General features: G+C 40.5%; 25 protein-coding genes. 11 read left to right on the forward strand and 14 right to left on the reverse strand.

Going from position 1 to position 26,537, the window contains the following annotated elements:
- Positions 1 to 321 precede the first annotated feature (321 nt).
- From metK to M2132_RS08435, 5 genes are all read left to right on the forward strand, one after another.
- Positions 322 to 1,590, forward strand: coding sequence for a methionine adenosyltransferase (gene metK, locus M2132_RS08415; RefSeq protein ID WP_280672916.1), 1,269 nt, complete (start codon positions 322 to 324; stop codon positions 1,588 to 1,590).
- 91 nt (positions 1,591 to 1,681) lie between these two features.
- Positions 1,682 to 2,620 carry a DUF4271 domain-containing protein gene (locus M2132_RS08420; RefSeq protein WP_280672917.1) on the forward strand — a complete coding sequence of 313 codons (939 nt, stop codon included), beginning with the start codon at positions 1,682 to 1,684 and terminating at the stop codon, positions 2,618 to 2,620.
- The gene (locus tag M2132_RS08425; RefSeq protein ID WP_280672918.1) at positions 2,617 to 3,375 is read left to right on the forward strand and encodes a uroporphyrinogen-III synthase; all 759 of its coding nucleotides are present in this window, start codon (positions 2,617 to 2,619) and stop codon (positions 3,373 to 3,375) included. The genes M2132_RS08420 and M2132_RS08425 overlap by 4 nt, the downstream gene beginning before the upstream one ends.
- Before the next feature lie 86 nt (positions 3,376 to 3,461).
- Complete coding sequence (locus M2132_RS08430) at positions 3,462 to 4,169, forward strand: M48 family metallopeptidase (protein ID WP_280672919.1); 708 nt, start codon at positions 3,462 to 3,464, stop codon at positions 4,167 to 4,169.
- A 48-nt stretch (positions 4,170 to 4,217) separates the two neighbouring features.
- Entirely contained in the window at positions 4,218 to 5,456 is a 1,239-nt protein-coding gene (locus tag M2132_RS08435; RefSeq protein ID WP_280672920.1) for an MFS transporter, read from the forward strand.
- 30 nt (positions 5,457 to 5,486) lie between these two features.
- On the opposite strand, the gene M2132_RS08440 is transcribed toward M2132_RS08435, so the two are convergent.
- Positions 5,487 to 6,977: an NAD(P)H-hydrate dehydratase gene (locus M2132_RS08440; protein ID WP_280672921.1), complete on the reverse strand. Its 1,491-nt coding sequence runs from the start codon at positions 6,975 to 6,977 to the stop codon at positions 5,487 to 5,489.
- Positions 6,978 to 7,004: 27 nt separating this feature from the next.
- Complete coding sequence (locus tag M2132_RS08445) at positions 7,005 to 7,667, reverse strand: B3/4 domain-containing protein (RefSeq protein WP_280672922.1); 663 nt, start codon at positions 7,665 to 7,667, stop codon at positions 7,005 to 7,007.
- Positions 7,668 to 8,028: 361 nt separating this feature from the next.
- Here M2132_RS08445 and M2132_RS08450 point away from each other — a divergent pair, with 361 nt between their 5' ends.
- Positions 8,029 to 8,232: a hypothetical protein gene (locus M2132_RS08450; RefSeq protein ID WP_280672923.1), complete on the forward strand. Its 204-nt coding sequence runs from the start codon at positions 8,029 to 8,031 to the stop codon at positions 8,230 to 8,232.
- Positions 8,233 to 8,479: 247 nt separating this feature from the next.
- Positions 8,480 to 10,153 carry a S8 family peptidase gene (locus M2132_RS08455; RefSeq protein ID WP_280672924.1) on the forward strand — a complete coding sequence of 558 codons (1,674 nt, stop codon included), beginning with the start codon at positions 8,480 to 8,482 and terminating at the stop codon, positions 10,151 to 10,153.
- Between the two features lie 110 nt (positions 10,154 to 10,263).
- Here M2132_RS08455 and cydB read toward each other — a convergent pair whose 3' ends face one another.
- The 6 genes from cydB to M2132_RS08485 all read right to left on the reverse strand — a co-directional run bounded on the left by cydB (position 10,264) and on the right by M2132_RS08485 (position 15,717).
- Positions 10,264 to 11,409 (reverse strand): cytochrome d ubiquinol oxidase subunit II, encoded by a 1,146-nt coding sequence (gene cydB, locus M2132_RS08460; protein WP_280672925.1) that lies wholly within the window; start codon positions 11,407 to 11,409, stop codon positions 10,264 to 10,266.
- A gap of 58 nt (positions 11,410 to 11,467) precedes the next feature.
- Positions 11,468 to 13,018 carry a cytochrome ubiquinol oxidase subunit I gene (locus tag M2132_RS08465; protein ID WP_280672926.1) on the reverse strand — a complete coding sequence of 517 codons (1,551 nt, stop codon included), beginning with the start codon at positions 13,016 to 13,018 and terminating at the stop codon, positions 11,468 to 11,470.
- Between the two features lie 24 nt (positions 13,019 to 13,042).
- Positions 13,043 to 13,288, reverse strand: coding sequence for a DUF4492 domain-containing protein (locus M2132_RS08470; protein WP_280672927.1), 246 nt, complete (start codon positions 13,286 to 13,288; stop codon positions 13,043 to 13,045).
- 76 nt (positions 13,289 to 13,364) lie between these two features.
- Complete coding sequence (gene ald / locus M2132_RS08475; protein WP_280672928.1) at positions 13,365 to 14,471, reverse strand: alanine dehydrogenase; 1,107 nt, start codon at positions 14,469 to 14,471, stop codon at positions 13,365 to 13,367.
- 57 nt (positions 14,472 to 14,528) lie between these two features.
- The gene (locus M2132_RS08480; protein WP_280672929.1) at positions 14,529 to 14,834 is read right to left on the reverse strand and encodes a DUF3467 domain-containing protein; all 306 of its coding nucleotides are present in this window, start codon (positions 14,832 to 14,834) and stop codon (positions 14,529 to 14,531) included.
- A 466-nt stretch (positions 14,835 to 15,300) separates the two neighbouring features.
- Complete coding sequence (locus M2132_RS08485) at positions 15,301 to 15,717, reverse strand: YbaN family protein (RefSeq protein ID WP_280672930.1); 417 nt, start codon at positions 15,715 to 15,717, stop codon at positions 15,301 to 15,303.
- A gap of 233 nt (positions 15,718 to 15,950) precedes the next feature.
- Between M2132_RS08485 and M2132_RS08490 the strand changes: the two genes are divergently transcribed.
- Complete coding sequence (locus M2132_RS08490) at positions 15,951 to 17,831, forward strand: hypothetical protein (protein ID WP_280672931.1); 1,881 nt, start codon at positions 15,951 to 15,953, stop codon at positions 17,829 to 17,831.
- An 88-nt stretch (positions 17,832 to 17,919) separates the two neighbouring features.
- Positions 17,920 to 18,624, forward strand: coding sequence for a NigD-like protein (locus tag M2132_RS08495; protein ID WP_280672932.1), 705 nt, complete (start codon positions 17,920 to 17,922; stop codon positions 18,622 to 18,624).
- Positions 18,625 to 18,900: 276 nt separating this feature from the next.
- Here M2132_RS08495 and M2132_RS08500 read toward each other — a convergent pair whose 3' ends face one another.
- From M2132_RS08500 to M2132_RS08520, 5 genes are all read right to left on the reverse strand, one after another.
- Positions 18,901 to 20,538, reverse strand: coding sequence for a fumarate hydratase (locus M2132_RS08500; RefSeq protein ID WP_280672933.1), 1,638 nt, complete (start codon positions 20,536 to 20,538; stop codon positions 18,901 to 18,903).
- Positions 20,539 to 20,608: 70 nt separating this feature from the next.
- Positions 20,609 to 21,142: a GNAT family N-acetyltransferase gene (locus M2132_RS08505; RefSeq protein ID WP_280672934.1), complete on the reverse strand. Its 534-nt coding sequence runs from the start codon at positions 21,140 to 21,142 to the stop codon at positions 20,609 to 20,611.
- Between the two features lie 21 nt (positions 21,143 to 21,163).
- Positions 21,164 to 21,850 (reverse strand): cell division ATP-binding protein FtsE, encoded by a 687-nt coding sequence (locus tag M2132_RS08510; protein WP_280672935.1) that lies wholly within the window; start codon positions 21,848 to 21,850, stop codon positions 21,164 to 21,166.
- Positions 21,851 to 21,930: 80 nt separating this feature from the next.
- Positions 21,931 to 22,452, reverse strand: coding sequence for a TlpA disulfide reductase family protein (locus M2132_RS08515; protein ID WP_280672936.1), 522 nt, complete (start codon positions 22,450 to 22,452; stop codon positions 21,931 to 21,933).
- Positions 22,449 to 22,856, reverse strand: coding sequence for a VanZ family protein (locus M2132_RS08520; protein WP_280672937.1), 408 nt, complete (start codon positions 22,854 to 22,856; stop codon positions 22,449 to 22,451). Before M2132_RS08520 ends, M2132_RS08515 begins: the two co-directional genes overlap by 4 nt.
- A gap of 275 nt (positions 22,857 to 23,131) precedes the next feature.
- Between M2132_RS08520 and M2132_RS08525 the strand changes: the two genes are divergently transcribed.
- Both M2132_RS08525 and M2132_RS08530 read left to right on the forward strand, forming a co-directional pair.
- Positions 23,132 to 23,689 (forward strand): cupin domain-containing protein, encoded by a 558-nt coding sequence (locus tag M2132_RS08525; protein WP_280672938.1) that lies wholly within the window; start codon positions 23,132 to 23,134, stop codon positions 23,687 to 23,689.
- 165 nt (positions 23,690 to 23,854) lie between these two features.
- The gene (locus M2132_RS08530) at positions 23,855 to 25,471 is read left to right on the forward strand and encodes an ABC-F family ATP-binding cassette domain-containing protein (protein ID WP_280672939.1); all 1,617 of its coding nucleotides are present in this window, start codon (positions 23,855 to 23,857) and stop codon (positions 25,469 to 25,471) included.
- 36 nt (positions 25,472 to 25,507) lie between these two features.
- Here the strand turns inward: M2132_RS08530 and M2132_RS08535 are convergent, their stop codons facing one another.
- Entirely contained in the window at positions 25,508 to 26,533 is a 1,026-nt protein-coding gene (locus M2132_RS08535) for an AI-2E family transporter (RefSeq protein ID WP_280672940.1), read from the reverse strand.
- Positions 26,534 to 26,537 lie beyond the last annotated feature (4 nt).

Raw genomic sequence — 26,537 nt, forward strand, 5'->3', positions numbered from 1 at the left:
GCATTATATAACGAAGCTCATCAATATTTATAACATGATAACTGGTTTTATTTTTCTTTAAAGACACACTCCAATGCCACATAATAATGACTATCAATTAGTTGATTAAATATATAAGATTTTATATATTTTTAATTCTATTTTTTAGCATAAAGATATAACTTTGCATTCAGTTTAGAATGTGGAAAGATTTGTCTGCTTGCAACCACAGTAAAAAATGCTAAAACCGCCTTTTATTACTTCTTTGTACAATACTTGTACAAACATCTCACAGACAAAACCTACCACTCATTAATTTTATATTTAAAAAATTATATTATTATGAGCTATTTATTTACATCGGAATCGGTGTCGGAAGGACATCCCGATAAAGTTGCCGATCAAATCTCGGATGCACTACTTGACGAATTTCTGGCACACGACCCTCAGTCGAAAGTGGCTTGCGAAACACTTGTAACAACCGGACAGGTTGTCCTTGCCGGCGAAGTAAAATCGAAAGCGTATATCGACGTTCAGGAAACTGCCCGCAAAGTAATAGAGCGTATCGGTTATACAAAGAGCGAGTATCAGTTCGAAGCTAAATCGTGCGGTGTTCTGTCGGCCATTCACGAGCAATCGGACGACATCAACCGGGGAGTTGACCAAAAAGCCGATCCTATGGATCAAGGAGCAGGAGACCAAGGTATGATGTTCGGATATGCAACCAGCGAAACCGATAATTACATGCCACTGGCTTTAGACCTATCGCACGCCTTGCTGATAGAACTTGCCAAAATACGCAAAAACGAAACTGCTTTGATGCCATACTTGCGCCCAGATGCTAAATCGCAGGTAACAATCGAGTACGACGATAATGGTTCACCGTTGCGTATCGACACAATTGTAATCTCTACACAACACGACGAGTTTGGTCCCGACCAAGCGATGCAGGATAAAATCAGGGAAGATGTGATAAACATACTGATTCCGCGTGTCAAGGAGAATTATAAATTCAGGGAAGATATCACCCGTCTGTTTAACGACAACATTATTTATCACGTAAATCCTACCGGAAAATTTGTTATCGGTGGGCCTCACGGAGATACAGGCCTCACAGGCCGTAAAATCATTGTAGATACTTATGGCGGCAAAGGTGCTCACGGAGGTGGTGCATTCTCGGGCAAAGACCCTTCGAAGGTAGACCGTTCGGCTGCGTATGCTTCGCGCCACATTGCCAAAAACCTTGTCGCGGCAGGTGTATCGCCCGAAGTTTTAGTGCAGGTTTCGTATGCTATCGGTGTTGCCAAACCTATGAACATTTACATCAACACTTACGGAAAGAGCAATATTTCACTGACCGATGGGCAAATAGCCAAAAAAGTTGAGGCTATCTTCGATATGCGTCCTAAAGCCATAGAAGAAAGACTGAAACTGAGAAATCCTATTTACTCAGAAACAGCAGCTTACGGACATATGGGACGCACTCCCGAAACCGTAACAAAGGTATTTACATCAAGATATACCCAAGAACCTATTAAAAAAACAATAGAATTATTTACTTGGGAAAAACTTGATTTTGTTGATACAATAAAAAAGGAATTTAACCTGTAATTTTTTTGACCAATAAAATAATACCGGGCTGCAAAAGAATTTGTAATTTTGCAGCCTGTTTTATTTATGGATATAAACGAATTAGATAAAGGTGGAAATCGAGCAGGATTCTATAACAACAGCATTACCGGATGTGGGTCTACTTCCCGCAACACAAGGTACACATACCGGTATAATCAAACCCGACTCTGTATCCACAAATCCAAGGTTGCTCAACTTTTCGAAGCAAGATACCACAACTTATTCCATAAATCAGGCAACTGATACCCTTGCCAACGAATCGCTAATAGATACTGTTGCTCCGGTAAAGGCATATACGGCAGTCGGTCATAAAGGGAAAGACCGTTTACCCAGCCTTAAAGGCGAAGACGGAATTTTTGCTCTCCTATTGCTCAGCTTCATGCTCCTTGCCTTTGTGTATAAAAGAGGAATATCTTTGTTCGACAGGCGGGGCTTGCTTTCCTTACTTTCAGATCGGTCTGAAAGGGTTTCGTTTAAAGAAACAACGGCAGCCGACGCATGGGGAAATGGGCTTTTGTTTTTTCAGGCAATACTCCTTTCAAGCATCGTGCTATACGATTTGTTTTTCGAAACCAGCACTTATATAACCAGTACCACAAGTAGTTTTATAACAGTAATATTATTTGTTGTTACCTTATTTATTTTTGTTGGCATAAAGTATGTGTTCTATAAGTTTATGGGATATCTGTTCGATGTACAAGGACTGATAAATACATGGAAAAAAGATTATGTTTCGCTCATTAACATCTTCGGAATATGCATCTTCCTGCCAACATTGGTACTGATTTATGCCGATCATTTTCATTTCTTAGCATTCTTATTGTCTTTTATTTTATTTATACTGACACGCTTAGTTATTTTCTATCGAACAATTTCCTTTTTTTTACAACAAAAAGTTAACTTTTTATTTTTGATTACCTACCTTTGCAGTGTCGAAATTTTGCCATATATATCCTTATATTTTGGTCTGAATTTTTTATTTGAAACGGATATAATTAATATTCTATGAGTACAAAAATTAAGAGAGTTTTAATATCACAACCAAAACCAGCCACCGAAAAATCTCCTTATTTTGATATCGCAGAAAAATATAATCTGACTCTGGATTTTCGTCAATTTATTAAAGTAGAAGGCTTAGATGCCAAGGAGTTCAGACAACAAAAAATTTCTATCCCCGATTATTCGGCAATCGTATTTACGGCAAAGGTGGCCATAGACCATTTCTTTTCGCTTTGCGAAGAACTGCGGATAACTATGCCCGAAACCATGAAGTATTTTTGTATATCCGAGTCTGTGGCTCTTTATCTGCAAAAATATATAATATACCGTAAGCGTAAGATTTTCTTTAGCCAGACGGGCAAAATGGACGGATTGGCTAACTCTCTGACCAAGCACAATAAAGAAAAATTTCTTGTTCCCGTATCGGATGTGCATAACGATGATATCACAGCCATTCTGGACGAGAAAAAAGTAGATTACACCAAAGCCATTATGTACCGGACGGTAAGTACGGAGATAGAGAAAGATTACATAAAGTCGTTCGACCTTATCATTTTCTTCAGCCCGTTAGGTATCGTGTCTTTATTTAAAAATGATCCCGACTTTGAACAGGGAGACATATATATAGCATGCTTCGGAGCTGCCACTGCTAAAGCTGTGAGAGAAGCCGGTTTACGTTTAGATTGCGAAGCTCCCCAGCCCGGATTCCCTTCTATGACTGCTGCTCTTGAGGCTTTTGTGAAAGAGAAAAACAAGAAAAAATAACTAATACAATTACTCGATAATAAAGTATAACAGCAAGCTTAGATCTTTTTCGGGATCTAAGCTTGTTTCATATATCACACAGTTAAATGGATAAGGCAGAATATACAGACAGCGAATTAGGTCGGATATTCTTTATCGCCAACAGACGGGCAAAACGGGTTATCGCACGCCGTGTGCCCGATGGTATCCAGATAACAATACCCGTATACTTTTCCGCACAGCAGGCATTTGCAGCCTTAGAGGAGTTACGGCCAAAGCTTTCGTCGCTGAAGGGCAGACCAAACCATATATTTTTGCCCGATGCTGATTTCAAGACTCTCAGTTTCAGCATTAAAATAGAAAAAAGCGAAAATCTCAACAACTTTTATTTTTCTCTTCAAAACTATGTTTTAACCATTGTATGCCCTCACAATTGTGTATGTGAATCGATTGATACACAAAATACTATCCGTGATATTGTAGAAAAGGTGATGCGCAACGAGGCCAAAAGAATATTCCCCGCATTGGTATCTTCTTTGGCTCAGGAACACGGTTTTACTTTTACTGACGTGAAAATAAACAAAAGCCGTAGCCGATGGGGCAGTTGTTCGTCGGGGAAAAACATTAACCTTTCTTATATGTGTATGTTGTTGCCCCGGCATCTATGCGGTTTTGTTATTCTGCACGAACTCTGCCATACTGTGGAAATGAATCACAGCCCCAGATTTTGGAATCTTTTGGATAGCGTAACCGATAAACAAGCAAAAAAATTAACCGAAGAACTGAAAAAGATAAAAATACCTTTTTGGCGGTAAAAGTCGGTGTTGGATGACAACAATCATACTATCTTTATGCTCGCTTTTATGGAAAATTGGAAGAAAAAATTTGCACTCATTTGGTCGGGCGAGCTTGTGTCTACCCTAACCAGTTCGGTTGTAGGGTATGCCGTTATTTTTTGGTTAAGCCTCGAAACTGGCTCGGCCGAAGTATTGGCTTTTGCCACCATAGCATCCATGCTTCCACAGATATTGATAGGGCTATTCACTGGCGTTTTGATAGACCGATGGAGCCGTAAATGGACAATGATTTTCTCTGACTCGTTCATTGCCATTACCACCCTTATTCTGTGCATTATGTTCCATTACGGGAAAATTGAAGTATGGCAGATTTACATACTACTGGCTTTCAGGTCTGTTGGTAACGCGTTCTATACACCTGCCATGCAAGCATCCATTCCGCTTATTGCGCCCGAATCGCAGTTGATGCGAGTGGCTGGCGTCAATCAGATAATAGTATCACTGAGTAGTATAGCCGGGCCGGCCTTGGCTGCCTTGTTGATTGTGGTGATGGACATGACTTTTATATTGCTGCTCGATGTTGCGGGTGCTATCATAGCCTGCGTTGCTTTGCTCTGTGTGAAAATACCAAACCCCGAAAGAGAAGATGCCACCGAGAAAATAAATGTGCTGAAAGAAATTAAAGACGGACTGAAAGCCATATCGTCGGTAAAAGGGCTGACATGGCTTTTCGTTTTCGATATAATAGCAATAGCCTTGTTGATGCCTGCTTCGGCATTATTCCCCTTGATGACCGTTAAATATTTTATGGGCGACACTTTCAGTATGAGCATCGTAGAAACCGCTTGGGGAGTGGGAATGCTGATAGGAGGAGCTTTTCTTGGTCTGAAAATAATGAAAAGCACCAATAAAGCCTTGCTTATTATTACAACCCTCATAGTGTTGGGTCTTACATTCCTTTTTTCCGGGATACTGCCCGCATCGGGGTTTGTGGTCTTTGTTATTCTTTCCGGTATCGGAGGTATATGCGGAGCCATATTCTGGAGTGCTTTCACCGTAATACTGCAAACAATGATAGACACAAGCACTCTTGGGCGGGTATTCTCAATCATGGGTAGCCTCAACCTTATTCCGGCCATACCCGGCTTATTGGCAACCGGTTTCATTGCCGAATATATAGGTCTTAACTCGGCTTTCCTGTACACGGGCATCTCTATCTGTATAGTAGGTTGTACTATGCTTTTCATTCCCTCGGTCAGGGAACTGGGGCGCGAAACCAAACGGCGGGGCAATCAAATCTTATAACAACCGGAGGGCGGTTTTCTACACCGAAACTTATTCTGTTACCACTTTCATGGCTTTTGCCAGATAGTCAATTATATCTTTACTGTTCATCGCTTCCTGCCCGTATTCCTGAGCAGCCATATCGCCTGCCAAACCATGCAGGTACACGCCTATCAGGGCGGCATGTGTATTTGAGTAACCGCGAGCCATAAGCCCCGTAAGGTATCCTGTCAGAACATCTCCGCATCCGCCTTTTGCCATTCCGCTATTTCCGGTCGAATTAAAAAAGTATTGTCCATCGGGCATACAGACTAAAGTATGCGCTCCCTTTACAACAAATACCGAATCCAAATCTTTGGCATATTCAAGGACAAGCTTCAGTTTGTGTGCTTCATCGTCCCAATTGCCAATAAGGCGTTTCAACTCTCCAAGGTGAGGTGTAAAAACAGACCCTTTGGGTATATATTGCAACAATTCTTTGTTCTGTGCCAGTATGTTTATGGCATCGGCATCAAAAACCATAGGCAACCCGGTATCGCTTTTAAGCAACTGCTCCAAAACGCCGGTAGTTTGCGCTGACTGCCCCACCCCACAGCCAATACCTATGGCGCTGTATTGTGTCAGATCTTGTGTCAGGGAAGACAGGCTTGTGTTTTTATCGAGGCTCAATATGGCGGATGGGTAATTCACTTGAACGGCCATACGCTCTTGTTCCGGCATGTGCGTGGTTACCAAACCACAACCCGAACGCAGAGCCGCACCCGTAGCCAGCACAGCCGCACCGGCCATCCCTTCCGAACCACAAAGCAGAAGCGCATGCCCATAAGTGCCCTTATGTGCAAATTTAAGCCGGGGACGCAGTAATTTCTGTATGGTAGACTCTACTATAAAGAAATAAGGCGACTCGGTTTGCTGCATAAAATCTTTGCTGAGACCTATGGGTAGGATAATCATCTCGCCACAACACTCGCCGGCTTCGGGCAATAGAGCGGCAAGTTTAGGAAATTCCAGAGTTAATGTCTGATTGGCATTTACAATAGTTTGAGATGCGTTTCCAAACTCGCAAATCATCCCCGACGGTATATCTATCGAAACAATCCGGTTAGGCAAAGAATTTATGATATTTATTATAGACCGTAAAGGTTCTTTTACTTCCCCCACAAGCCCTGAACCAAGTAAAGCATCAACGATTATCGTTTTTTTAGAGATTTCAATCTGTCCTCCTTCTATTATGTCAACACCATAGGGCAACAGGTTCATATTGTGGTTGCACTCTTCGGTCATATCCGATTTGCTGTAAGCTGTATAGACCGAACATTTATATCCGGTATTATAGAGGATACGGGCAACAGCCAGTCCGTCGCCACCATTATTGCCTTTGCCTATGAAAAAAAACAGGGGAATATCTTTGCCGATATTATCCTTAAACCAATCAGCTATTACGTTAGCCGCACGCTCCATCAGGTCGAACGAGTTTATCTGTTCGTTTTCGATTGTATAATTATCGGCTGCTTTTATTTGCGTACCTGTCAATATCTTCATGTTGTTTTGTTTAAGTATTAAGAAAAACTAAAAATAAAATACATCTCCACCATCGGACGATGCATACTGTTGCAATAACGATTGCATATACTGTACTGCCCCGGGCAAACCTTCGGGTCCATCATAACCATTAATAATAGCCAACAGGTATTTTGTTTCAACACTTATCTTTGTTCGCTCATTATCGCTGGTAGGAGTACCAATGCCGCCCACTTTGTCTCTATAAACAGGAAGTCCCTCAATATTAAGTAAACCTTTGCCTATTCCTTCATATGGTTCGCCGGTTGTACCGACACCCAAAGTTAATACATTTCCCGAGATTTTATCAACATCGAAGCCTCCTATCGAATATCCGGTTTTTATAGAAACCAGATTTATTATATCGACAAGCGTATCAATCTGGTATAAGGGGATATCCCTTAAAATGCGTCGGCAGAGAGCCTCGGCCGAGGGTCGGTAACGGTTAGGATCTTTCCCAAACCTTTTGTATGCCATGCGTGTAGCTTCAATAGCCGGATGTTTTTTTATTTCTTCTATCACACCTGTTTGCTTATACTGCTCCGAAATGGAGTTTATTTCCCTCCAGAGGGGTTCGCAATAAGGTGTATTTACTACTTTGGCTAAAATGGCTGCTCCTGCAAAATCGGGGCATAAACTCTTAAACTCGCCCGAAACATTTATTGATATCATATTTTAACTAATATATCAGAATGGAAATTTAAAGTTAACTATAAAAAATGTTTTCATGAAAATATAATAACATTCATTATCTAAACAATGCCTACTATCACTTACATATTGACAGGTATTTGTTAAAACAAACATTAAAATATAACAATACATGATTTAACCCACTCTTTTTGCTTGCGATTTCACTAAAATAATATATTTTTACCAAACAATGGTTCATACTTCAAACAAAGGAAAGACTTAAATAAATAATAATTAATTAACGACTTACTCTAACAAAAAAACTAAAATCGTTTATTTTAGTTACAAAATACATCAAAATGCAAAATCAAAAATAACACCCAATTAATGTTATAGTACTATGATAGTAAAACACTTAATAGGCTATCTATTTAGTCAAAATAAAAACACATACAAAGAGCTTGCTAAAATATTTAAAGTGTATCCATACCATGTATATGCATTAGCTCATGGAAGAAAGGCTAAAACATACAACGAATTCAATATATTGCAGGAACTTGTAAATAGAAAAATTGTTGATGGCTACCAATTGAGATATAAATAAGAGTTGCCAATAAATTTTATTTTTTACAATAAATCATACTGAACCCTTTTTTCGGAATTGAGAAAATAAAGACCTTCTGTGTATTTAAAAATTCACCCTACATCACAACCTTAACCAACTTGTAAACAGAAAAATAGTTCGTGGTTATAAGATAAAATCCAAATAAGATATGCTGTAAGACAGGTTGTGTTTTTTTATATTTTTCCGTTCCTTTATAAGATATAATAATCAAAACAATCTAATTGCTATGAAAACACGTTTATTTTTCATCTTCGCTTTTCTTCTTGCAACAACCTGTATAGTTGCACAAAACAGAAAGGGGGGGCTTCGTTTAAATCCTTCTGTAAGCCAATATGAACTTTATGTATCTTTCTACCCAAACAATATTGTGATGAACAACGATACGTTGTGTCTGAAAACGGCATCTGTTCTGAATAAAAAATTAAAAAACCTGAAAGAAGAATACTCTTTCCAGTTCGAGAAAGGAATAGATATCCCCGATATTAATCTACAAAAGATACGTAAATCGGCATCCTTGAGGGGAGCAAATACAAATAGCATAGACAAGTTAAACCGTATATACAAGGTTGTTTCAGACAAGTTAAGCAAGGATGATTTGCTTAAAATAGCAACTAAACTGGAAGCCATGGACGAGGTTGAATATGCCTGCTTGACTCCCTGTGTACCCATAAAACCACCTTACGATATACCTCCTGTAACGCCTAATATGGAGTCTTCGCAAACATATTTAAGGTCTAACCCCGGAGTGAACGCATATTATGCTTGGGAAAGAGGACTCACCGGAGAAGGTGTGCGCGTACACGACATAGAATATGGCCTTAACCCCGATCATGAAGACTTGAACGAAGTAAACGTTTCGATAGCTCAAAATATGGATATACAATCTTCTATGAGCTTAGACCACGGAACAGCCGTTGCCGGAATTATGTGCGCAGGAAATAATGGTTATGGCATTACCGGTATAGCGCATAATATTGACCGATTTATACTTTATCCGGAATATACATCTTCCGGCTATAACCGTATAAAAGCTGTTACACGGGCCATTATGGATGCAGAACCAGGCGATATAATCTTGTATGAAATGCAAATATATGTGCAAACAACCGAAGACTATGTACCAGCTGAATATAACAACGTGGTATGGGATTTAACGAAAGCTGCAACTGATGCCGGAGTAGTAGTAATTGCAGCAGCAGGCAACGGGGGTATGAACTTAGACGATCCTTTATTTGAAGAATATAACGCCCGGGGCAATAGTGGTGCTATTATTGTAGGGGCAGGTCACCCCAGCACAAGGCATAACAAACTGTACTTCAGCACATATGGCTCTCGTGTTGATGTTCAGGGTTGGGGTATGGATGTATTATCTATCGGATACGGAGACTACATGATGCCAGGTGATGATATAAACCAAAAATATACAATGTTTTCGGGTACAAGTTCCGCCACACCTATTGTAGGTGGATGCGCTGCCATTTTGCAATCGTACTACCATAGCTTAACCGGAAACTATATGACATCGCCTCAGATGAGAGAACTATTAATTGAAACCGGCCTTCCGCAAAGGCAAGAAGATGTGGACGGGCACATCGGGCCTTTCCCCAATTTAGAGCAAGCAATAATACAAATGGAACGTTTAGCAAGTATAGAAGAGGCCGAAAAGAAAGAATCTTTTGCTGTCTATCCAACCCTTGTAACCGATCATCTGAATATTGTTTCCGGACAAGCAGAAAACGATGTAATTCTGATTGATATATATACCCCTGACGGAAAACTTTCTTGTTCGCCTGTATGCAAAGATGGTATTGTTGACACTTCTACCTTAACAAAAGGAGTATATTTGGTGAGAATATCAGGAAAATATAATTCCACAACAGCCAAAATAGTGAAAAAATAAACAGCTCGTCCTTTAATCAAAATAGAGAGGCTGAACCCACAAAAATAGGTTCAGCCTCTGTTGTTTATAATTATATCGGTTGTATAATAACTTCAAAAGCAATGAAGTTACTAATAAATGTGCCCATCATTTTTCAGGTCTTTGCCATCAAACTTTTTGCGTTCGAGCGCTCTCCATGCATAAATAATGTATCCGAGTACAAACGGAACAAGGAACGACACATAAGTCATCACCGTGAGTGTAAACTGACTGGAGCTTGAATTCTCGATGGTAAGCGACGATTGCAAATCGACCGACGAAGGATAATAAGCCGTGTTGTTCCACCCTGCTATAAGTAACAGACAGCATACCGTCAAAACAGTACCCAATCCACTAAACCAAATGCCCGCCTGAAACTTATCGGAGAGTAAAGAGCGGATTATTCCATACAGAACCAACAACACCCCGACAGCAAATACAGCGAATACCACAGGCATTTCTATCAGGTTAGTGAAATATTTATATTCTTCGAGCGTAACAACCTTGGTTGCAGGGTCTACCGCATACCCTACCGACAGGAGTGTCCAAATCAAAAATACAAGGAAGAACACAACAAACGGCAAGCTGTTATATAATAAAAACTTACGCGACCGCTTCACTAATTCTTCATCCGCCATACGGTTTATGAAGAATAAACAAGCCAACGTGCGGGCAAGGAAAAACACAGCCAAGCCCAAACACAAATTGCGGACATTGAGCAATGCTTCCAATCCGTGCCAAGGGTTGAGCCACTGACTGATGACAGGAGCCAACGGATTGGTTAAATTCGCTTTATTTACGCCAAATTCCGAACCTGTAAAAAATGTAGCTATGGCAACCCCTATGAGGAAAGTACCAAACAAGCCGTTGATAAACAAGAACCAACGGTATGTGTTTTTACCCCATGTATTGCCGGGCTTCGACTGGTATTCGTACGACACGGCCTGTATAATGAAACAAAACAAAATAGCCATCCATACCCAATATGCACCTCCAAAGCTTGTAGAATAAAACAAAGGGAAAGAAGCAAAAAACGCACCTCCAAAAGTAACCAGTGTAGTAAACGTGTACTCCCACTTTCGGCCAAGAGCATTTACAAGAAGATATCGTTGTTGCTCGGTTTTAGCCAACGAAAACAGCATTGACTGCCCACCCTGAACGAAGAGAAGAAATGCAAAAATTCCGGCTATGAGGCTTATCAGGAACCACCAATAATGTTGTAAGAATCCGTAATCCATAATCTTTATATTTTTAAAATTAAGAATAAAACCTTTCTGAAAGAATAGCTGACAACAACTAATCTTCTTGCGGGCCTTTCTTAATTTGGTTCAACATTATACGAACTTCTGCAATAGATAGTGCAGTAAATAATACCAAGAATAAGAAGAATGTAATCTGGACAGAATCGACCGACAGAGCCGATATTGCTGCCTGCAAAGGCATAACATCTTGTATAGCCCAAGGTTGGCGACCAAATTCGGCTGTGATCCATCCGGCCTGACTGGCAATGTATCCCAACGGTATCGACCATACGCATATCCAAAGCAGCCACTTCATACCTTCAAGTTTTTTGCGGTACTGAAAAAACATCAGAACAACAAACAGAAGAACAAAATAACCACCCAGATATACCATAATGTGGAAAGACCAAAATACAACAGGAATATTCGGAACAAGATCGTCTGCGCTTTTAAGATATCCATATCCAAAATACGCATAATTCTCTTTTAGCTTTGCCTTATAGTCGGCAGCGGCTATTTCGTCGCCTTTCTTTTTCGCTATTTGATAGTCGGTCAAAGCTCCAATGGCAAGTTTGCCTTTGGCTTGTTTTTCGGCAAACGACAAAGCTTTACCTTGAGGTGTATCATATCCGCCCTCAATGATATCCTTTATTCCGGGAACAAAGGCATCCATATCTCGATAGCCCAATAGAGCAAGGGCTTTAGGAATTTCAATTTTAAAGATGTATGGCTCTACACCATCATTGTATGTCTTTTTATCGGGATTGGGCAAGGCTACGGCAATCAGTCCGGCTCCGTTTTCGCCTTCGTACAATCCTTCCATGGCAGCAAGCTTCATGGGTTGTTTCTGAGCCACCTGATAGGCCGACCCATCGCCTGTATAAGCCGTCAGTAAAGAAGCTACAAGCCCAAAAACGGTTGCTACCTTCATGCTTTGTACCGCAAACTCTTTGTTGCGTCCCTTAACCATGTACCAAGCGGCAACACCCACAACAAAAACAGCACCTAATATCCACGAAGAGATAACCGTGTGGAAAAATTTGTTTATGGCTATCGGGGAGAATACTATCGCCCAGAAATCGACCATCTCGTTACGAACGGTATCCGGATTAAATTCCATTCCCACAGGATATTGCATCCATCCGTTAGCAACCAGAATCCACAGCGCCGATATGGTTGCGCCCAATATGGTGAGCCATGTTGCAGCCAAGTGTGCTTTTTTGCTTACCCTATCCCACCCGAAAAACATGATAGAGATAAAGGTTGCTTCCATAAAGAATGCTACAATTGCCTCAATGGCTAATGGTGCTCCGAAGATGTCGCCTACAAACAAACTGTAGTTCGACCAGTTTGTACCGAACTGAAACTCAAGGATAAGCCCCGTTGCCACACCAATGGCAAAGTTTATCCCAAAAATCAGTTGCCAGAATTTAGCTGTTCTTTTCCATTGCTCTTTTCCGGTTCTTACATAGGCGGTTTCCATGATAGACATGATTATACCCAAACCTAACGTTAGCGGAACAAAGACCCAGTGAAACATGGCCGTCAAAGCAAATTGCGCCCTCGACCAGTCGACCAACGATGAGTTTAATATTTCAAATTCCATATAAATAAGTTTTAAAAAGTGATCTTATTTTATACTGTCATTAGAGGTAGCTCTTTCTATCAGTTCCTGTCGTACGTAATCGGCCTTGCCTTCAGCCGAATCGGATTTAGAGCTCAAGAAATTAGGGAAGAATATGGGACGTAGTATAAGGAACATTATGCACAGTTTTATTATTACCAAAATCCATAAGGTTTTGCCCAGCGTTCCCATGTTTTTTATTCCGTCCCAAAACATGGCAAAGAAATTGAATTTTCCGGTTTTACTGTCCATCGTTCCTTTATATTAAAAAAAAATCTCAGCGTATACCCATAGCTAAGTATACGCTGAGACAGGTATTTATTTTTAATTATGCTTTGTATTCTACATAATCAAAACCAAAAGCATCGGCTACACCTTTGTGAACAATTGTACCGTTAATAATGTTCAAGCCCTGACGCAAATCGGCAAAACGTTTACAAGCTTCTTCCCATCCAAGGTTTGCTATCTGGCAAGCGTAAGGAAGGGTAGCGTTTGTAAGAGCCATTGTCGATGTCATTGGCACAGCACCCGGCATATTTGCAACCGAATAGTGAAGAACACCGTCGATAGTGTAAACAGGGTCGCTGTGTGTTGTTGGTTTAGATGTTTCGAAACATCCGCCTTGGTCAATAGCAACGTCAACAAGCACTGTTCCGGGTTTCATATCTTTAAGCATATCTCTTGTTATAAGGCGAGGTGCTTTTGCTCCGGCCACAAGTACCGAACCGATAATAAGATCGGCATCTTTGATAAGCTCGCGAATAGTATATTCGTCAGAATATCTTGTAACAACGTTAGCTGGCATAACATCTGCCAAATAACGCAAACGAGAAATATTTTTATCCAAGATAGTAACACGCGCACCTAATCCGGCAGCCATTCTTGCCGATTGTGTACCTACTACACCACCACCTAATACAAGAACGTTAGCTGGTCTTGTTCCAGGAACGCCACCCAAAAGAAGGCCTTTACCGCCTTGTGGTTGTTCAAGGAAACGCGCACCTTCTTGAGTTGCCATACGGCCTGCAACTTCACTCATAGGAGTCAATAGCGGAAGGCTTCTGTCCGGAAGGGTTACAGTTTCGTAAGCAAGACAAACAGCTTTGCGTCTGATCATAGCCTCTGTAAGTTCAAGGCTCGATGCAAAGTGGAAATATGTGAACAAGATTTGGTTTTCTTTAATCAAATCGTATTCTGGTTTGATAGGTTCTTTTACTTTTACAATCATATCGGCGATTGCATAAGTTTCTTCGATGGTATTAAGGATTTTAGCTCCTGCTCCTACATAGTCAGAATCCTGAAACCCGCTACCAACACCAGCACTTGTCTGAACATAAACTTCATGACCTGCTCTTACGAACTCCATTACACCTGCGGGAGTTACCGCAACTCTGTTTTCACTGGGTTTAATTTCCTTTGGAACACCAATTTTCATAATTTTTTTTGTTTTTGTTATTGAATTTATAATATAGTTATTTTAGTATCGGCGGTTCTAAGCCTGCCCACCCACTACGGGAGGGGTAAACGACGAACCGTTATCTACTTTTATCGTTCCGTTCTGATTTTCGTACTTCACAATATTGTCGTTCAAGGCAAACAATAAGCGTTTGGCATGCTCGGGGGTAAGTATAATTCTCGACTTAACCTTAGCTTTGGGCACACCGGGCATTACCCGTACAAAATCAATAATAAATTCCGAACTGGAATGCGCTATTATTGCCAAATTAGAATAAGTGCCTTGGGCAATTTCGTCATTCAATTCAATCTGAATTTGGTTTTGTTGTTCTTGTTTTTCCATGTAATTTTTTTGTTGTAGTTATAATGTTCAAAAACACTACTGTAAGACACTTGCTTTAACACACTTTCTCTTGCACAAAGGAAGAAAAAAGCATTACAAAGATAATGTCATTTTATTGTATTTTTAAACATAAACAAGATTCTTTTTGGTTCGACAATAAATTAAACTATACCCGTAGTGTATTTAGAAAATAAAAGCTCGTTTTCTGAAAAATCACGATAAAGAGAGTGGCCTAAAAGTAATTTTTGATTTCTTTTTATCATTCTGACCGTAGGGAAGAATCTCTTTTGAGGGAAGAGATGTTTCACTATCGTTCAACATGACAACAGAGAGTATTAATTTGATACTATCAATCGATTTTTGGGACTCTTGAGTGAAACGAAGGATGACAAAATGGATAATACTATTTTTCAGAGAATTAGCTTTTATTTTCTAAATAAACTACGAGTTAAACTATATATAAATTCTATAAGTTGGTTTCGTTTTCATTATTCGGCAAAACTTCGGTCAATATTCCGGACTTGGCTTTTCTTTTTTTGCATAAGGTTAAAATCTGGAAAATTGTTCCTACAGCTCCTAAACCCAGCATCACATACTGCATAGTGCTTCCGCGGAACACTACAAATGCCGAAAAGCAAACCATGCACCACATCAATAATACCGAGAGGAATATGGCTTTCCACCCAAAGCCACTGTCAAGCCTTTTCAGATAATAGCCTGTCAACCGGTTTTCTTCCAACATCTTGTACAACCTTGGCGATCCTTTTGTGTACAGTATTCCCGTCAGCAGAATAAAAGGCGTTGTGGGCAATCCCGGAGTAATTATCCCCAGTAAACCTAACATCAAAGAAATGGAACCTAATATTATAAAAATATATTTCATCTATATGCGATAGTCTATATCTATAAACATCAATACGTTACAGAAGCAAAGGAAGCAAATATTTTACATATAACAACGTTTAACAGGCGATAGTTTCAAGAAAGTTAACAAGAAACCCCTCAGAACAGAATGACACCACAACTTGTTATTATTTTTTCAGGAATCATGTTATTAAAGAATTGGAACGGTTTCTTTAATATTATGTATCTTTACGATTACAAAAAATTTCTCTGTTGACTCGTTTTCTGTACATAACCATCTTTTGTTTGTTTTTTTTCTGCACTTCTCACTCCGGATATGCAAGGGGGTACGACTATGTATCGGACTCCATACAATCCAACATACAGCACGAAGATTCGCTGTCGGCAATCAAACTAAACGAATCGTACCAAGACTTAAAAGAAAAAACAGGCAAAAACAGATGGACTAAAACAATATTCTCTACTCTGATACGCAAACCAAAGCTACCTAACAGGGCAGACGAAAAAAAATCGTTAGTAAACGAGTACAAACCCTATCATGGAAAAATTATCCGTAATATAAACATCACCGTACTCCCCCCTTTCGGGACAAGTGTAGAAAACCCGGACGAGAGGATAGAAAAATTCGACACATTCAACAACCTGCATCAGCCAACAAAAAAGCCTGCAATCCTTCGCAACCTTCAGTTTCAATCGGGAGATCCGGTAAAATCGGGAACCATTTCCGAGTCGGAAGCCTTTCTGCGCTCCAGCGGATATATTGCCGATGCACGGATAAACATTATTCCCATAGTAGAAGTTAATGACTCGGTCGACGTCGACATCGTAGTCAGAGATAAATGGACAATAGGTGCTTATGTGCACAAAGTGACTACAACAGGGCTCGATACAGAACTATTCGACAAAAATATATTAGGCTCCGGAAGCCGTGCCGGTCTGAGATTTATATACGAGTCCGATTACTCACGTAATTTCGGATTCGGGGGCAACTATTTATATAAAAATCTTTTCGGTTCGCTCATTGATTTGCAGGGCGAATATCTGGATAAGATTAAAAACTACCAGTTCTCAGCATCTGCCAAACGCAACTTACAACCCAAACTCAATTACTTTGGCGAAATGAGCTATTCCCGACAGATAATTCGCACCGATATTGCAGCATGGGACTCCTTATCACCCGACTATCACCAACAGTTTTGCATTTCGCTGGGGCGGGCATTCACCTTGCCTTCGGACGATGCCGTGAAGCGTTTCGTTATAAGCACAAGTTTCAGACAAAAATCGCCTAAATACAAAAACTCTCTTTATCAGGAACATGTAAAAGACATTATGCTGCCATACAAATATGTTGAAAACAAAATATGGCTCGCACAATTCAGCCTCTATAAAAACACTTACATAAGGGAGTATCTGATTAATAATTTCGGGACAACCGAAAACATTGCACAGGGCTACAACCTATCCCTGCAACTTGGTTACAGCACTTTCCGGCATTTTAAGAGTGGCATGTACACCTCTTTCAAGGCAGCGGCCAGCAGTAGCAAAATCGTGCCCGGTAACCTATACGGCGAGGCGGCCATTTCGTCGTTCTTCAACAAAGGCGAAGCATACGAAAGCGTACTTAAATTCGAGTCGAACTACTACTCGCCGCTCATAAGCCTTCCTTTTGGCCGATTGCGCCAATTCCTGACGGTAAACTATACAAAACTTTTATCGCCCGACAAATATTTTGGAGACCGCATTTACTTTGGCTCTAAAACCAATCTGGGTATAAACGAATATACAAAAATGGCAAACGGAACAGAGCAATTTCTGGTCAAAACCGAAAGCGACTTATATTCCAGATACGAAATTGCGGGCTTCCGTTTTCTCTTTTACCACTTTTTCGATATGTGCTGGCTAAGCCCCAGAAACGAAAGCCTATTCAAAAAAGATAACCTCTATTGGGGTACGGGGATAGGTATTCGTATAAAAAATGATATGCTTGTATTTAATACCCTTGATATTAAACTCGGATTTTATCCACGGATGGATCAAAATGGCTTTGACCGTTTTTTTGATATAGGATCTTCTGTACCAACAGTTTCGCCCAATCTCGTGCCTACATATCCCAAAGAAATTTTGTTAGAATAAATCACCCATAACAAATGCTTAACTTTTATTAACAATACATGATGCAACATCAAATTCAAAACTGCATCTTCTTAATAGCTGAAAGATTATGAACCATAAAAAAAATACAGCAAATCTGAAAACAAGCGTGTTTTCTGTTATCATATCTGTAATAATTCTGGCATTTGCATCATGTAGTTCGGACGACTATAAAGTGCCGTCTTACATCAGTGAACTGGCCAGTGTGCAAAAAACAGATGATGGTGGTTATTATCTGGTAATGGACAACGGAACAACACTCTTTCCTGCGCAAAGCGATAGAGAGTACACCGTGAAACCCAATCAGCAAAGAGTTCTAATAAATTTTGAATATCTGGATGTACCAATCGTAGGGGCATACGACAAAGCTATTAAGATATATTCGATACAGGATATACTGACTGCTAACGTTGTTGAGCCCGAATCTGATGCCGACCTTAACCAGTTTGGCAACGATCCGGTCGAAATATCATCCTTGTGGATTGGCGATAGTTATCTGAATATAAGATTTACTTTCGGGTATGGCGAAACGCAAACCCACTCCATTTGCTTGTTGAACAATAAAAATACCCGTTCAGCAACCGACGGAAAAATACATTTAGAGCTAAGGCACAATGCAAAAAACGATCCTGCCAACTACAAAGTAAAAACTATGGCAGCATTCAATTTGCGTCCTTACCTCGAAACCGAAATAAAACCAGTGAAGTTTATTGTTACAGCAATTGGCTTCGATGGTAAAACACAAACTTTTGAAACTACTTACGATAATGATTAACTATAAAAGATAAAATACTTCCAACATAACCGTTTGGTTTAAAACATGACTATTTCTTCTATACTTCAAAACCTACGGTTAATTATGTTGAGAATTACATTTTGATTATTACTTTTTGATTTTCCTATGGAAACGGGGTCTTTGTGAAAAGGCTCCGTTTTGCTTTTATACCCACTATTCAATTAAAAAGCTGATGTTCTTATAAAAACAACAAGGCTGCACTCTCCGATGAATGCAGCCTTATCTTATTGTATATTGTTGTACTAAAGCAATTCCTTAATGGGCACAGCTTATTGGTTTTAGTTGTTTAAAGAAATCGTTTCCTTTATCATCGACCAATATAAATGCGGGGAAGTCTTCAACTTCTATTTTCCAGATAGCCTCCATTCCCAATTCCGGATATTCTACACATTCCAAACTCTTAATATTGGTTTGGGCAAGAATAGCTGCCGGGCCACCAATACTACCTAAGTAGAAGCCGCCATATTTGTGGCAAGCATCCGTTACCTGTTGGCTACGGTTTCCTTTGGCTATCATGATGAGGCTGCCACCGTGCGACTGGAAGGCATCCACATACGAGTCCATACGTCCTGCTGTTGTTGGCCCCATCGACCCACAGGCATACCCTTGTGGTGTTTTTGCAGGTCCGGCATAATAGATAGGATGATCTTTTATGTATTGAGGCAGGTCTTCTCCCCTATCCAAACGTTCCTGCAATTTTGCATGAGCAATATCACGCCCCACAATAATAGTACCTGTAAGAGACAAACGTGTTGATACAGGATATTTTGTGAGTTCGGCAAGAATCTCTTTCATTGGACGGTTAAGGTTAATCTTAACTCCTCCGCCTTCGCCTACCTGACGCATGTTTTCGGGTATAAGGCGAGTTGGGTTATCCTCCATTTTTTCGAGCCAGATACCATCCTTATTGATTTTACCTTTGATGTTACGGTCGGCCGAGCAAGATACACCCATACCCACAGGACAAGAAGCTCCGTGACGAGGCAAACGAATTACACGCACATCATGCGCAAAGAATTTACCGCCAAATTGAGCACCCAATCCCAACTCGTGAGCAGCTTTCAGCAAACGGGCTTCCATATCAAGGTCGCGGAATGCGCGTCCACCTTCGTTGCCTGAGGTTGGTAGTTGGTCGTAGTATTTTGTTGAAGCTAACTTCACTGTCTTCAAGTTAGTTTCGGCCGATGTTCCGCCAATCACAAACGCAATGTGATAAGGAGGGCAAGCTGCCGTACCCAACGATTTCATTTTTTCGATCAAGAACGATTCGAGCTTTCCGGGGGTAAGCAATGCTTTTGTTTCCTGATACAGATAAGTTTTATTGGCCGAGCCTCCACCTTTGGCCACAAACAAGAACTTATATTCGTTACCTTCTATGGCATATAGGTCTATCTGAGCAGGCAGGTTGCAGCCGGTATTTACCTCTTTATACATATCGAGAGGCGCATTTTGCGAGTAACGGAGATTGTCTTCGGTGAAGGTATTATAAACACCTTTCGACAAAGCTTCTTCGTCATTACCGCCCGTCCATACATTTTGACCTTTCTTACCCATGATAATTGCCGTACCCGTGTCCTGACAGAAAGGAAGAACTCCTTTTGCCGATATTTCGGAGTTGCGCAAAAATGTTAGAGCCACAAACTTGTCGTTATCGCTCGCTTCCGGGTCGCTTAATATCTTTGCTACTTGCTCCTGATGCTCGGGGCGTAACAGAAACTCAACATCATGAAAAGCATGCTGAGCCAACAGGGTTAATGCTTCGGGTTGAATTTTAAGCATTTCTTGTCCTTCGAACATCGAAGTAGAAACATAATCTTTCGATAACAAATGATACTCGGTAGTATCCTTTCCTAAAGGAAACATTTCCTGATACTTAAATGGAGGTGTTGCCATGATTTGTATTAAATTATTTTAGTTGATTTCACAATATAATCTTTTGAAAGGGGGGAAGCCGAAAAATCAATTACGACAAAGAATACACTTTCTCATTGATTGCCTGCTTTATATATTCAAAATCTTTATTCAGATTGATATCCCCGTAGGTCATCAAGCGCATGGGTACAGGTTCGCCGCCTTTCATGTACGGAGGCTGTGCATACTCCACATCCCACAAATTAAAATTATGCCTCATATAGAAGCCTATACGGCGTTTGGCTATATCGGTTTCGGGGAGTTCCACTTCTATAACGATTGGTTTTCCGGCCTTTTTTATAAAAGCGTTCAAAGCCTTCCCGCCAAAACCTTCATCACGAAACTCTGCGCTGACAGCAAAATGCTCGCCAAAAACAAATGTCTCAAAATTCCAACAGGTCAAAAAACCTATGTGTTCTCCGTCATTATTAACAACAAGCAAGACTACGAAATCTTTTTCTTTTTCCATCAAACGAAGAAACTCTTTTACCGGCCTACGCTCATTATTAGGAAAAGACTCTATGTAAAGCCTTTCTACAAAATCCAGATCCGATTTTTTATTTATTTCTATTGTCCTTAAATGCATAATAGAGTAAGATTTTAGTGTTTAACGCGATATTTTCATTTCCGATATAGCACCATCTTCGCATTTTATTATATGCCCGGGGTACTTTTGTACAATAGCATAGTTGTGTGTCGACATGATAACCGTTGTTCCGTTTTTCGATATATCGTGTAAGAGTTCAACAATCTGGTTACCGGTTTCGGGGTCGAGGTTTCCCGTAGGCTCATCGGCCAGTATAATTTCGGGCGAGTTTAATAAGGCGCGTGCAATAACTATTCGCTGCTGCTCCCCACCCGACAACTCGTGAGGCATTTTGTAGCCTTTATTTTGCATACCCACCTGTGTTAGCACTTCTTTTATGCGTATATCTATCAAATCTTTATTCTTCCATCCCGTTGCCCGTAAAACGAACTCTAAGTTCTTTTCGGCCGTACGGTCTATCAACAGCTGAAAATCCTGAAATACTATTCCAACCTTCCGCCTGAGATAAGGTATTTGTTTTCTTTTTATGTTTTGGAGTCGGAAGCCCAACACTTCGCCTTCGCCGCCCGCTATCGGTATTTCGCTATACAGGCTTTTCAGGAAAGTGCTTTTTCCGGAACCTACCTTACCTATCAGATATACAAAATCGCCTTTCGCGAATTTTATATTTATGTTCTGAAGAATGGTATTTCCTTTTCTGCTCAAAGTTACATTCTCGTAATCGAGAACGATGTTTTCTTTCTCCATACAGATTCAAATTTCGTTATGCGAAGGTACAGTTTTAAATTATGAATTCCAATTTCGTTCTCCTGTTTCTACCGATGTCTTTATTGAGCCAAAAGCCGGTCTAAGAGAGACACCATTTTGGCAAATTCTTCGGGGTCATAAAGGCGGGTAAGCATAACAATCTTACCGTCTTTGTCTATTATAACATTGCGTGTAACGCCCGCACCTTTTTCGGCATACAGGCCGAATATCCTACCTCCTATATCCAAGCCCAACGGATAGGTCACCCCTGTTTTTTGAGCAAACGCAATCACCTTTTCGGCCGGCTCGTCCAAATCTATTCCGTAGAGGGCAAAACCGGGGTTTGTTTTATGCTTTTGCCAGATATCTTTTTCTATAAACGGCATCTCCTTACGGCAAACTCCGCACCAACTGGCGGTGAATTGCAGCATCACAACCTTGCCACGAAGTTCCGAAAGTTTCATCGTCGTGCCATCGGGCATATACATTTCAAAATCGGGAGCCATGTCGCCAACCTTTATTACATATCCCCTATCGTTTTCCTGTGCCGGCATACCCGATGCCATACATATAAACATCAATACCAATAATATACGTTTCATTTTGTTGTTTGTTTTAATATATAGTTTCTGAATACAATTGCGATAGGCAAAGCCGTTAACGCCCCCAACCCATCGGCCAAAAAGTCGTACCAATCGGCTGCCCTTGGCGGGAAATAGCGATCTTGCAATACTTCTATCAGTGCGCCGTACAATATAGGCATAAGGAACGCCCAGATAAGCAGTCGCGAAACATCAATATCTCCTTTTTTCAGATAAATATAATTCAATGCCGTTGCCCCCGAAAAACCAAAATACATAAAGAAGTGCGCCACTTTATCGAAAGGTATAAAAAAATCAATTTCCACATCCGGAATATCACTTACCGTGATGAGGCAACACAAGTAAAAAATAAGCGCAGCTATCAGTAAGGGAACATATGTATATTTCAATAAGTTCAGAAACATAGTTTTGAATTAGATAAAAACACCAAATAGTATCTCTTTTATAAGAGGCTTAAACCCTGCAAAGATAACATTGTTAGAACGATAAAACAGTAAGAAAAGAACAAATACATGTTGTTCATTGTTTAATTTATTAGATTAAGATAATCTAAAAACTGTTGCATGCCATTTCTTCTGTTTATAGGAGATGTTTACTGAATGGTCAAGAATGACAAAAATACGGTAGCAATTTTAAATTAAGTTTAACAACACTAAGTATCACCAAAAAAGTTATGTATATGAATACTCTGAAAACAAAATCAATTTTCCTTTTTTCCGCGTTAATGGGTTTAGGGCTGGTTTTTAGCTCCTGCAATAAAAAAAACGATGATAACCCTACTCAAAAAGAAACTGCCGATAACGGCACTAAACATCGCGATGTATTACTGAAAGATTACGGTGCAGAACCCCTTGTGCTGAATATAGAAGACTATACATCGGCAAACACCAATTTCAGAACCTCCTTGTGGACAGGCAAAAACCTTCAGGTAACATTGATGTCGATACCCGTTGGTGGTGAAGTAGGATTGGAACAACACAGCAACCTCGATCAGTTTTTGAGAATAGAAGACGGAAAAGCCCGTGTATTAATGGGCGACACCAAAGACTCCCTAAGTTTTGAAGAATTGGCGGGCGAAGACTTTGCAATACTTGTTCCGGCAGGCAAGTGGCACAACATTGTCAATATTGGCGACGAACCACTGAAGCTTTATTCTATCTATGCCCCGGCCGAACATCCCCACAGCACGGTGCATAAAACCCAACAGGAAGCCATGGAGGCCGAGCACCATCATTAAAGTTTAATATCTTCAGATCGTTTATCTGACTTTACAATAGCTAAAATATAAGGTATTCTCGATTCGGGAATACCTTTGTTGTTGTATTATTACCCGTCCGATTGGTATTACAACAACTATTTGTGTACCTTTGCCGCTCATAAAAAAAACAGATTATTTTCACAGATGTTAATTGTAGAAAGCTTAAAAGTAGAGCTATCGGGGCGGATTCTTTTTGACAATATAAATTTTATCATAAACGATAAAGACCGCATTGCCCTTGTCGGAAAAAATGGAGCTGGCAAAAGTACCATGCTCAAGATTCTGGCAGGAGTAAACAAGAATTATAAAGGTACTATATCGATGCCCGACGGAACAACGGTGGGATATCTGCCACAGGTAATGATGGTTTCGGACGAGCGCACAGTGAGAGAAGAGGCTTCGCTCGCATTCTCTCATATTTTTGAGTTGCAAGACCAGATAGAGGAAATGAACAAGCAACTGGAAACCCGTACCGACTACGAATCGGATAGCTACGCACGGTTGATTGACGATTTTACCCATGCTCACGAACGCTTAGCACGCATAGAGGATACAAATTTTGAAGGCGAAGTAGAAAAAACTTTGCTCGGGCTTGGTTTTAAGCGTTCCGACCTGGACCGTCCTACCAGCGAATTCAGCGGTGGATGGCGGATGCGTATAGAACTTGCCAAACTACTACTGAGTAGCCCCGACATAATGTTGCTCGACGAGCCTACCAACCATCTGGATATCGAGTCTATCGGTTGGCTGGAAGAATTTATACAGACAAAAGCGAATGCCGTTGTACTGATTTCGCACGACCGCGCATTTATTGATGCCGTAACAAACCGCACCATAGAACTAACTTTGGGCAAAATATACGACTACAAGGTTAATTACACAAAGTATTTGGAACTGCGTCAGGAACGCCGCCAACAGCAGATACATGCTTGGGAAGCACAACAAAAACAGATACAGGAAATAGAAGAGTTCATAGAGCGTTTCCGTGCGCAAGCGGCAAAGGCTGTTTTGGTACAAAGCCGTGTACGTCAGTTGGAAAAAATGGAGCGTGTTGAAATAGACGAAGAAGACAAATCGTCTGTCCGCATCAGGTTTCAACCAGCTGTCCGTTCCGGAAATTATCCGCTTACGGTAGAAATGGTAACGAAACTATATGACGACTATTTGGTTTTCGAGAATGCCAACTTTATGATATCGCGTGGCGAAAAAATTGCCCTCGCAGGAAAAAACGGTGAAGGTAAATCTACTTTCGTGAAATGTGTGATGGGCGAAACACCCTACACAGGCAATATAATGCTTGGCCATAATGTGAAAGTAGGATACTTTGCCCAAAATCAAGCCGATTTACTGGACGAAGACCTCACGGTTTTTGAAACGATAGACCGTGTTGCCGAAGGTGATATCCGCACACATATCCGCAATATACTGGGAGCTTTCATGTTCAACCGTGACGACTCGGACAAGAAAGTGCGAGTTCTGTCGGGAGGCGAAAGAACCCGCCTTGCCATGATAAAACTATTGCTCGAGCCTGTCAACCTACTTATTCTGGACGAACCCACCAACCATCTGGACCTAAAAACAAAAGAAGTGCTGAAAAATGCCCTCCTCGACTACGACGGAACGGTTATACTGGTTTCGCACGACCGTGATTTCCTTGACGGATTAGTAACCAAAGTATATGAATTTTCGAACAAAAAAGTACGCGAACATATAGGTGGTATAAAAGAATTCTTGGCAAAAAAGAAAACACTGAGTTCTTAAAAAAACGAAATACAATAGCGAGAGCCGGAGTAGAATTTACCGCTCCGGTTTTTTATTGTCCATATCCACATACTCCCTTTTATAAATATCTATACAAAGCAGAAACATAGACAGCAACAAAGGGCCAAAAATCACACCCCAAAACCCGAATAAAGAAAGCCCGATTATTACACCGAATATCGTTACCAAAGGATGGGTATCGGCTATCGACTTTTGCAATAAAAACCTTGCCAAGTTATCAACTCCCGATATAATAACAGCTCCGTATATAGCCAAGCCTATGGCCGCAGGCCAATTGCCCGTTATTGCCAAATAAACGGCAGCCGGAAGCCAAACGATAGTAGTACCAACCAAAGGTAAAATAGTAGAAAAACAAGTGAGAATACCCAACACAAGAGGGAACGGAGCCCCAGACACTAAGTATCCGATAAATGCAACTACACCCTGAATCATAGCCAATAAGGGTATGCCAATGGCATTAGCCTTTGTCATTGTTTTAATTTCGTTTAATATTTCTTTCTTATTACTGTTCTCGAACGGAAGTAAGGATGCTATATAAGTTTCCAAACGAGTTCCCCCGATAAGCAGAAAATAAAGTATAAAGATCATGAAAACGGCATTAATAAAGAAAGACGATATTCCATCTATTATTTTCTGTAAATACATGGTTGCTTTGCCTGTCACGGCAGCTATGTTGTCTGAGCTTAGCAGGTCATAACCGGTTTTGTCTTGAATGGTTGTCACCAAAAGCTGGATCTCATTTATGAGCTGTTGCGGGTCGAGGTTTACCATTTGCAGTTTATCTACAAACAACCAAACGATGGCCGATACCGGAATAATAAAACAAAGCACAACCTCCACAAGAATTATTATGGCAGCAACACTACGCCTGATTTTTTTCTTATTGACAAGGTTATTAGCCTGATTACGTACAAGCACATAAATGGCAAAGGCTCCCAAAAAACTGCTTATATATGGTGTCAGTTTTGCGAAAATGATGATTCCCAAACATAGTATAAGAACAATCAATGATATTTTCCAGTTTTTTTCTTGCATATTCATTTTT

The sequence above is a fragment of the Dysgonomonas sp. PH5-45 genome (genome assembly GCF_029893235.1).
GTDB lineage: Bacteria > Bacteroidota > Bacteroidia > Bacteroidales > Dysgonomonadaceae > UBA1309.

Coding starts and splice junctions, on each gene's coding strand:
- M2132_RS08430 (WP_280672919.1), top strand. CDS start 3,462: ATGGATAAGGCAGAATATACAGACAGCGAATTAGGTCGGATATTCTTT.
- cydB (WP_280672925.1), bottom strand. CDS start 11,409: ATGGATTACGGATTCTTACAACATTATTGGTGGTTCCTGATAAGCCTC.
- M2132_RS08435 (WP_280672920.1), top strand. CDS start 4,218: ATGGAAAATTGGAAGAAAAAATTTGCACTCATTTGGTCGGGCGAGCTT.
- M2132_RS08505 (WP_280672934.1), bottom strand. CDS start 21,142: ATGCATTTAAGGACAATAGAAATAAATAAAAAATCGGATCTGGATTTT.
- M2132_RS08470 (WP_280672927.1), bottom strand. CDS start 13,288: ATGGACAGTAAAACCGGAAAATTCAATTTCTTTGCCATGTTTTGGGAC.
- M2132_RS08520 (WP_280672937.1), bottom strand. CDS start 22,856: ATGTTTCTGAACTTATTGAAATATACATATGTTCCCTTACTGATAGCT.
- metK (WP_280672916.1), top strand. CDS start 322: ATGAGCTATTTATTTACATCGGAATCGGTGTCGGAAGGACATCCCGAT.
- M2132_RS08525 (WP_280672938.1), top strand. CDS start 23,132: ATGAATACTCTGAAAACAAAATCAATTTTCCTTTTTTCCGCGTTAATG.
- ald (WP_280672928.1), bottom strand. CDS start 14,471: ATGAAAATTGGTGTTCCAAAGGAAATTAAACCCAGTGAAAACAGAGTT.
- M2132_RS08530 (WP_280672939.1), top strand. CDS start 23,855: ATGTTAATTGTAGAAAGCTTAAAAGTAGAGCTATCGGGGCGGATTCTT.
- M2132_RS08455 (WP_280672924.1), top strand. CDS start 8,480: ATGAAAACACGTTTATTTTTCATCTTCGCTTTTCTTCTTGCAACAACC.
- M2132_RS08485 (WP_280672930.1), bottom strand. CDS start 15,717: ATGAAATATATTTTTATAATATTAGGTTCCATTTCTTTGATGTTAGGT.
- M2132_RS08465 (WP_280672926.1), bottom strand. CDS start 13,018: ATGGAATTTGAAATATTAAACTCATCGTTGGTCGACTGGTCGAGGGCG.
- M2132_RS08510 (WP_280672935.1), bottom strand. CDS start 21,850: ATGGAGAAAGAAAACATCGTTCTCGATTACGAGAATGTAACTTTGAGC.
- M2132_RS08500 (WP_280672933.1), bottom strand. CDS start 20,538: ATGGCAACACCTCCATTTAAGTATCAGGAAATGTTTCCTTTAGGAAAG.
- M2132_RS08495 (WP_280672932.1), top strand. CDS start 17,920: ATGAACCATAAAAAAAATACAGCAAATCTGAAAACAAGCGTGTTTTCT.
- M2132_RS08515 (WP_280672936.1), bottom strand. CDS start 22,452: ATGAAACGTATATTATTGGTATTGATGTTTATATGTATGGCATCGGGT.
- M2132_RS08425 (WP_280672918.1), top strand. CDS start 2,617: ATGAGTACAAAAATTAAGAGAGTTTTAATATCACAACCAAAACCAGCC.
- M2132_RS08450 (WP_280672923.1), top strand. CDS start 8,029: ATGATAGTAAAACACTTAATAGGCTATCTATTTAGTCAAAATAAAAAC.
- M2132_RS08480 (WP_280672929.1), bottom strand. CDS start 14,834: ATGGAAAAACAAGAACAACAAAACCAAATTCAGATTGAATTGAATGAC.
- M2132_RS08535 (WP_280672940.1), bottom strand. CDS start 26,533: ATGAATATGCAAGAAAAAAACTGGAAAATATCATTGATTGTTCTTATA.
- M2132_RS08445 (WP_280672922.1), bottom strand. CDS start 7,667: ATGATATCAATAAATGTTTCGGGCGAGTTTAAGAGTTTATGCCCCGAT.
- M2132_RS08440 (WP_280672921.1), bottom strand. CDS start 6,977: ATGAAGATATTGACAGGTACGCAAATAAAAGCAGCCGATAATTATACA.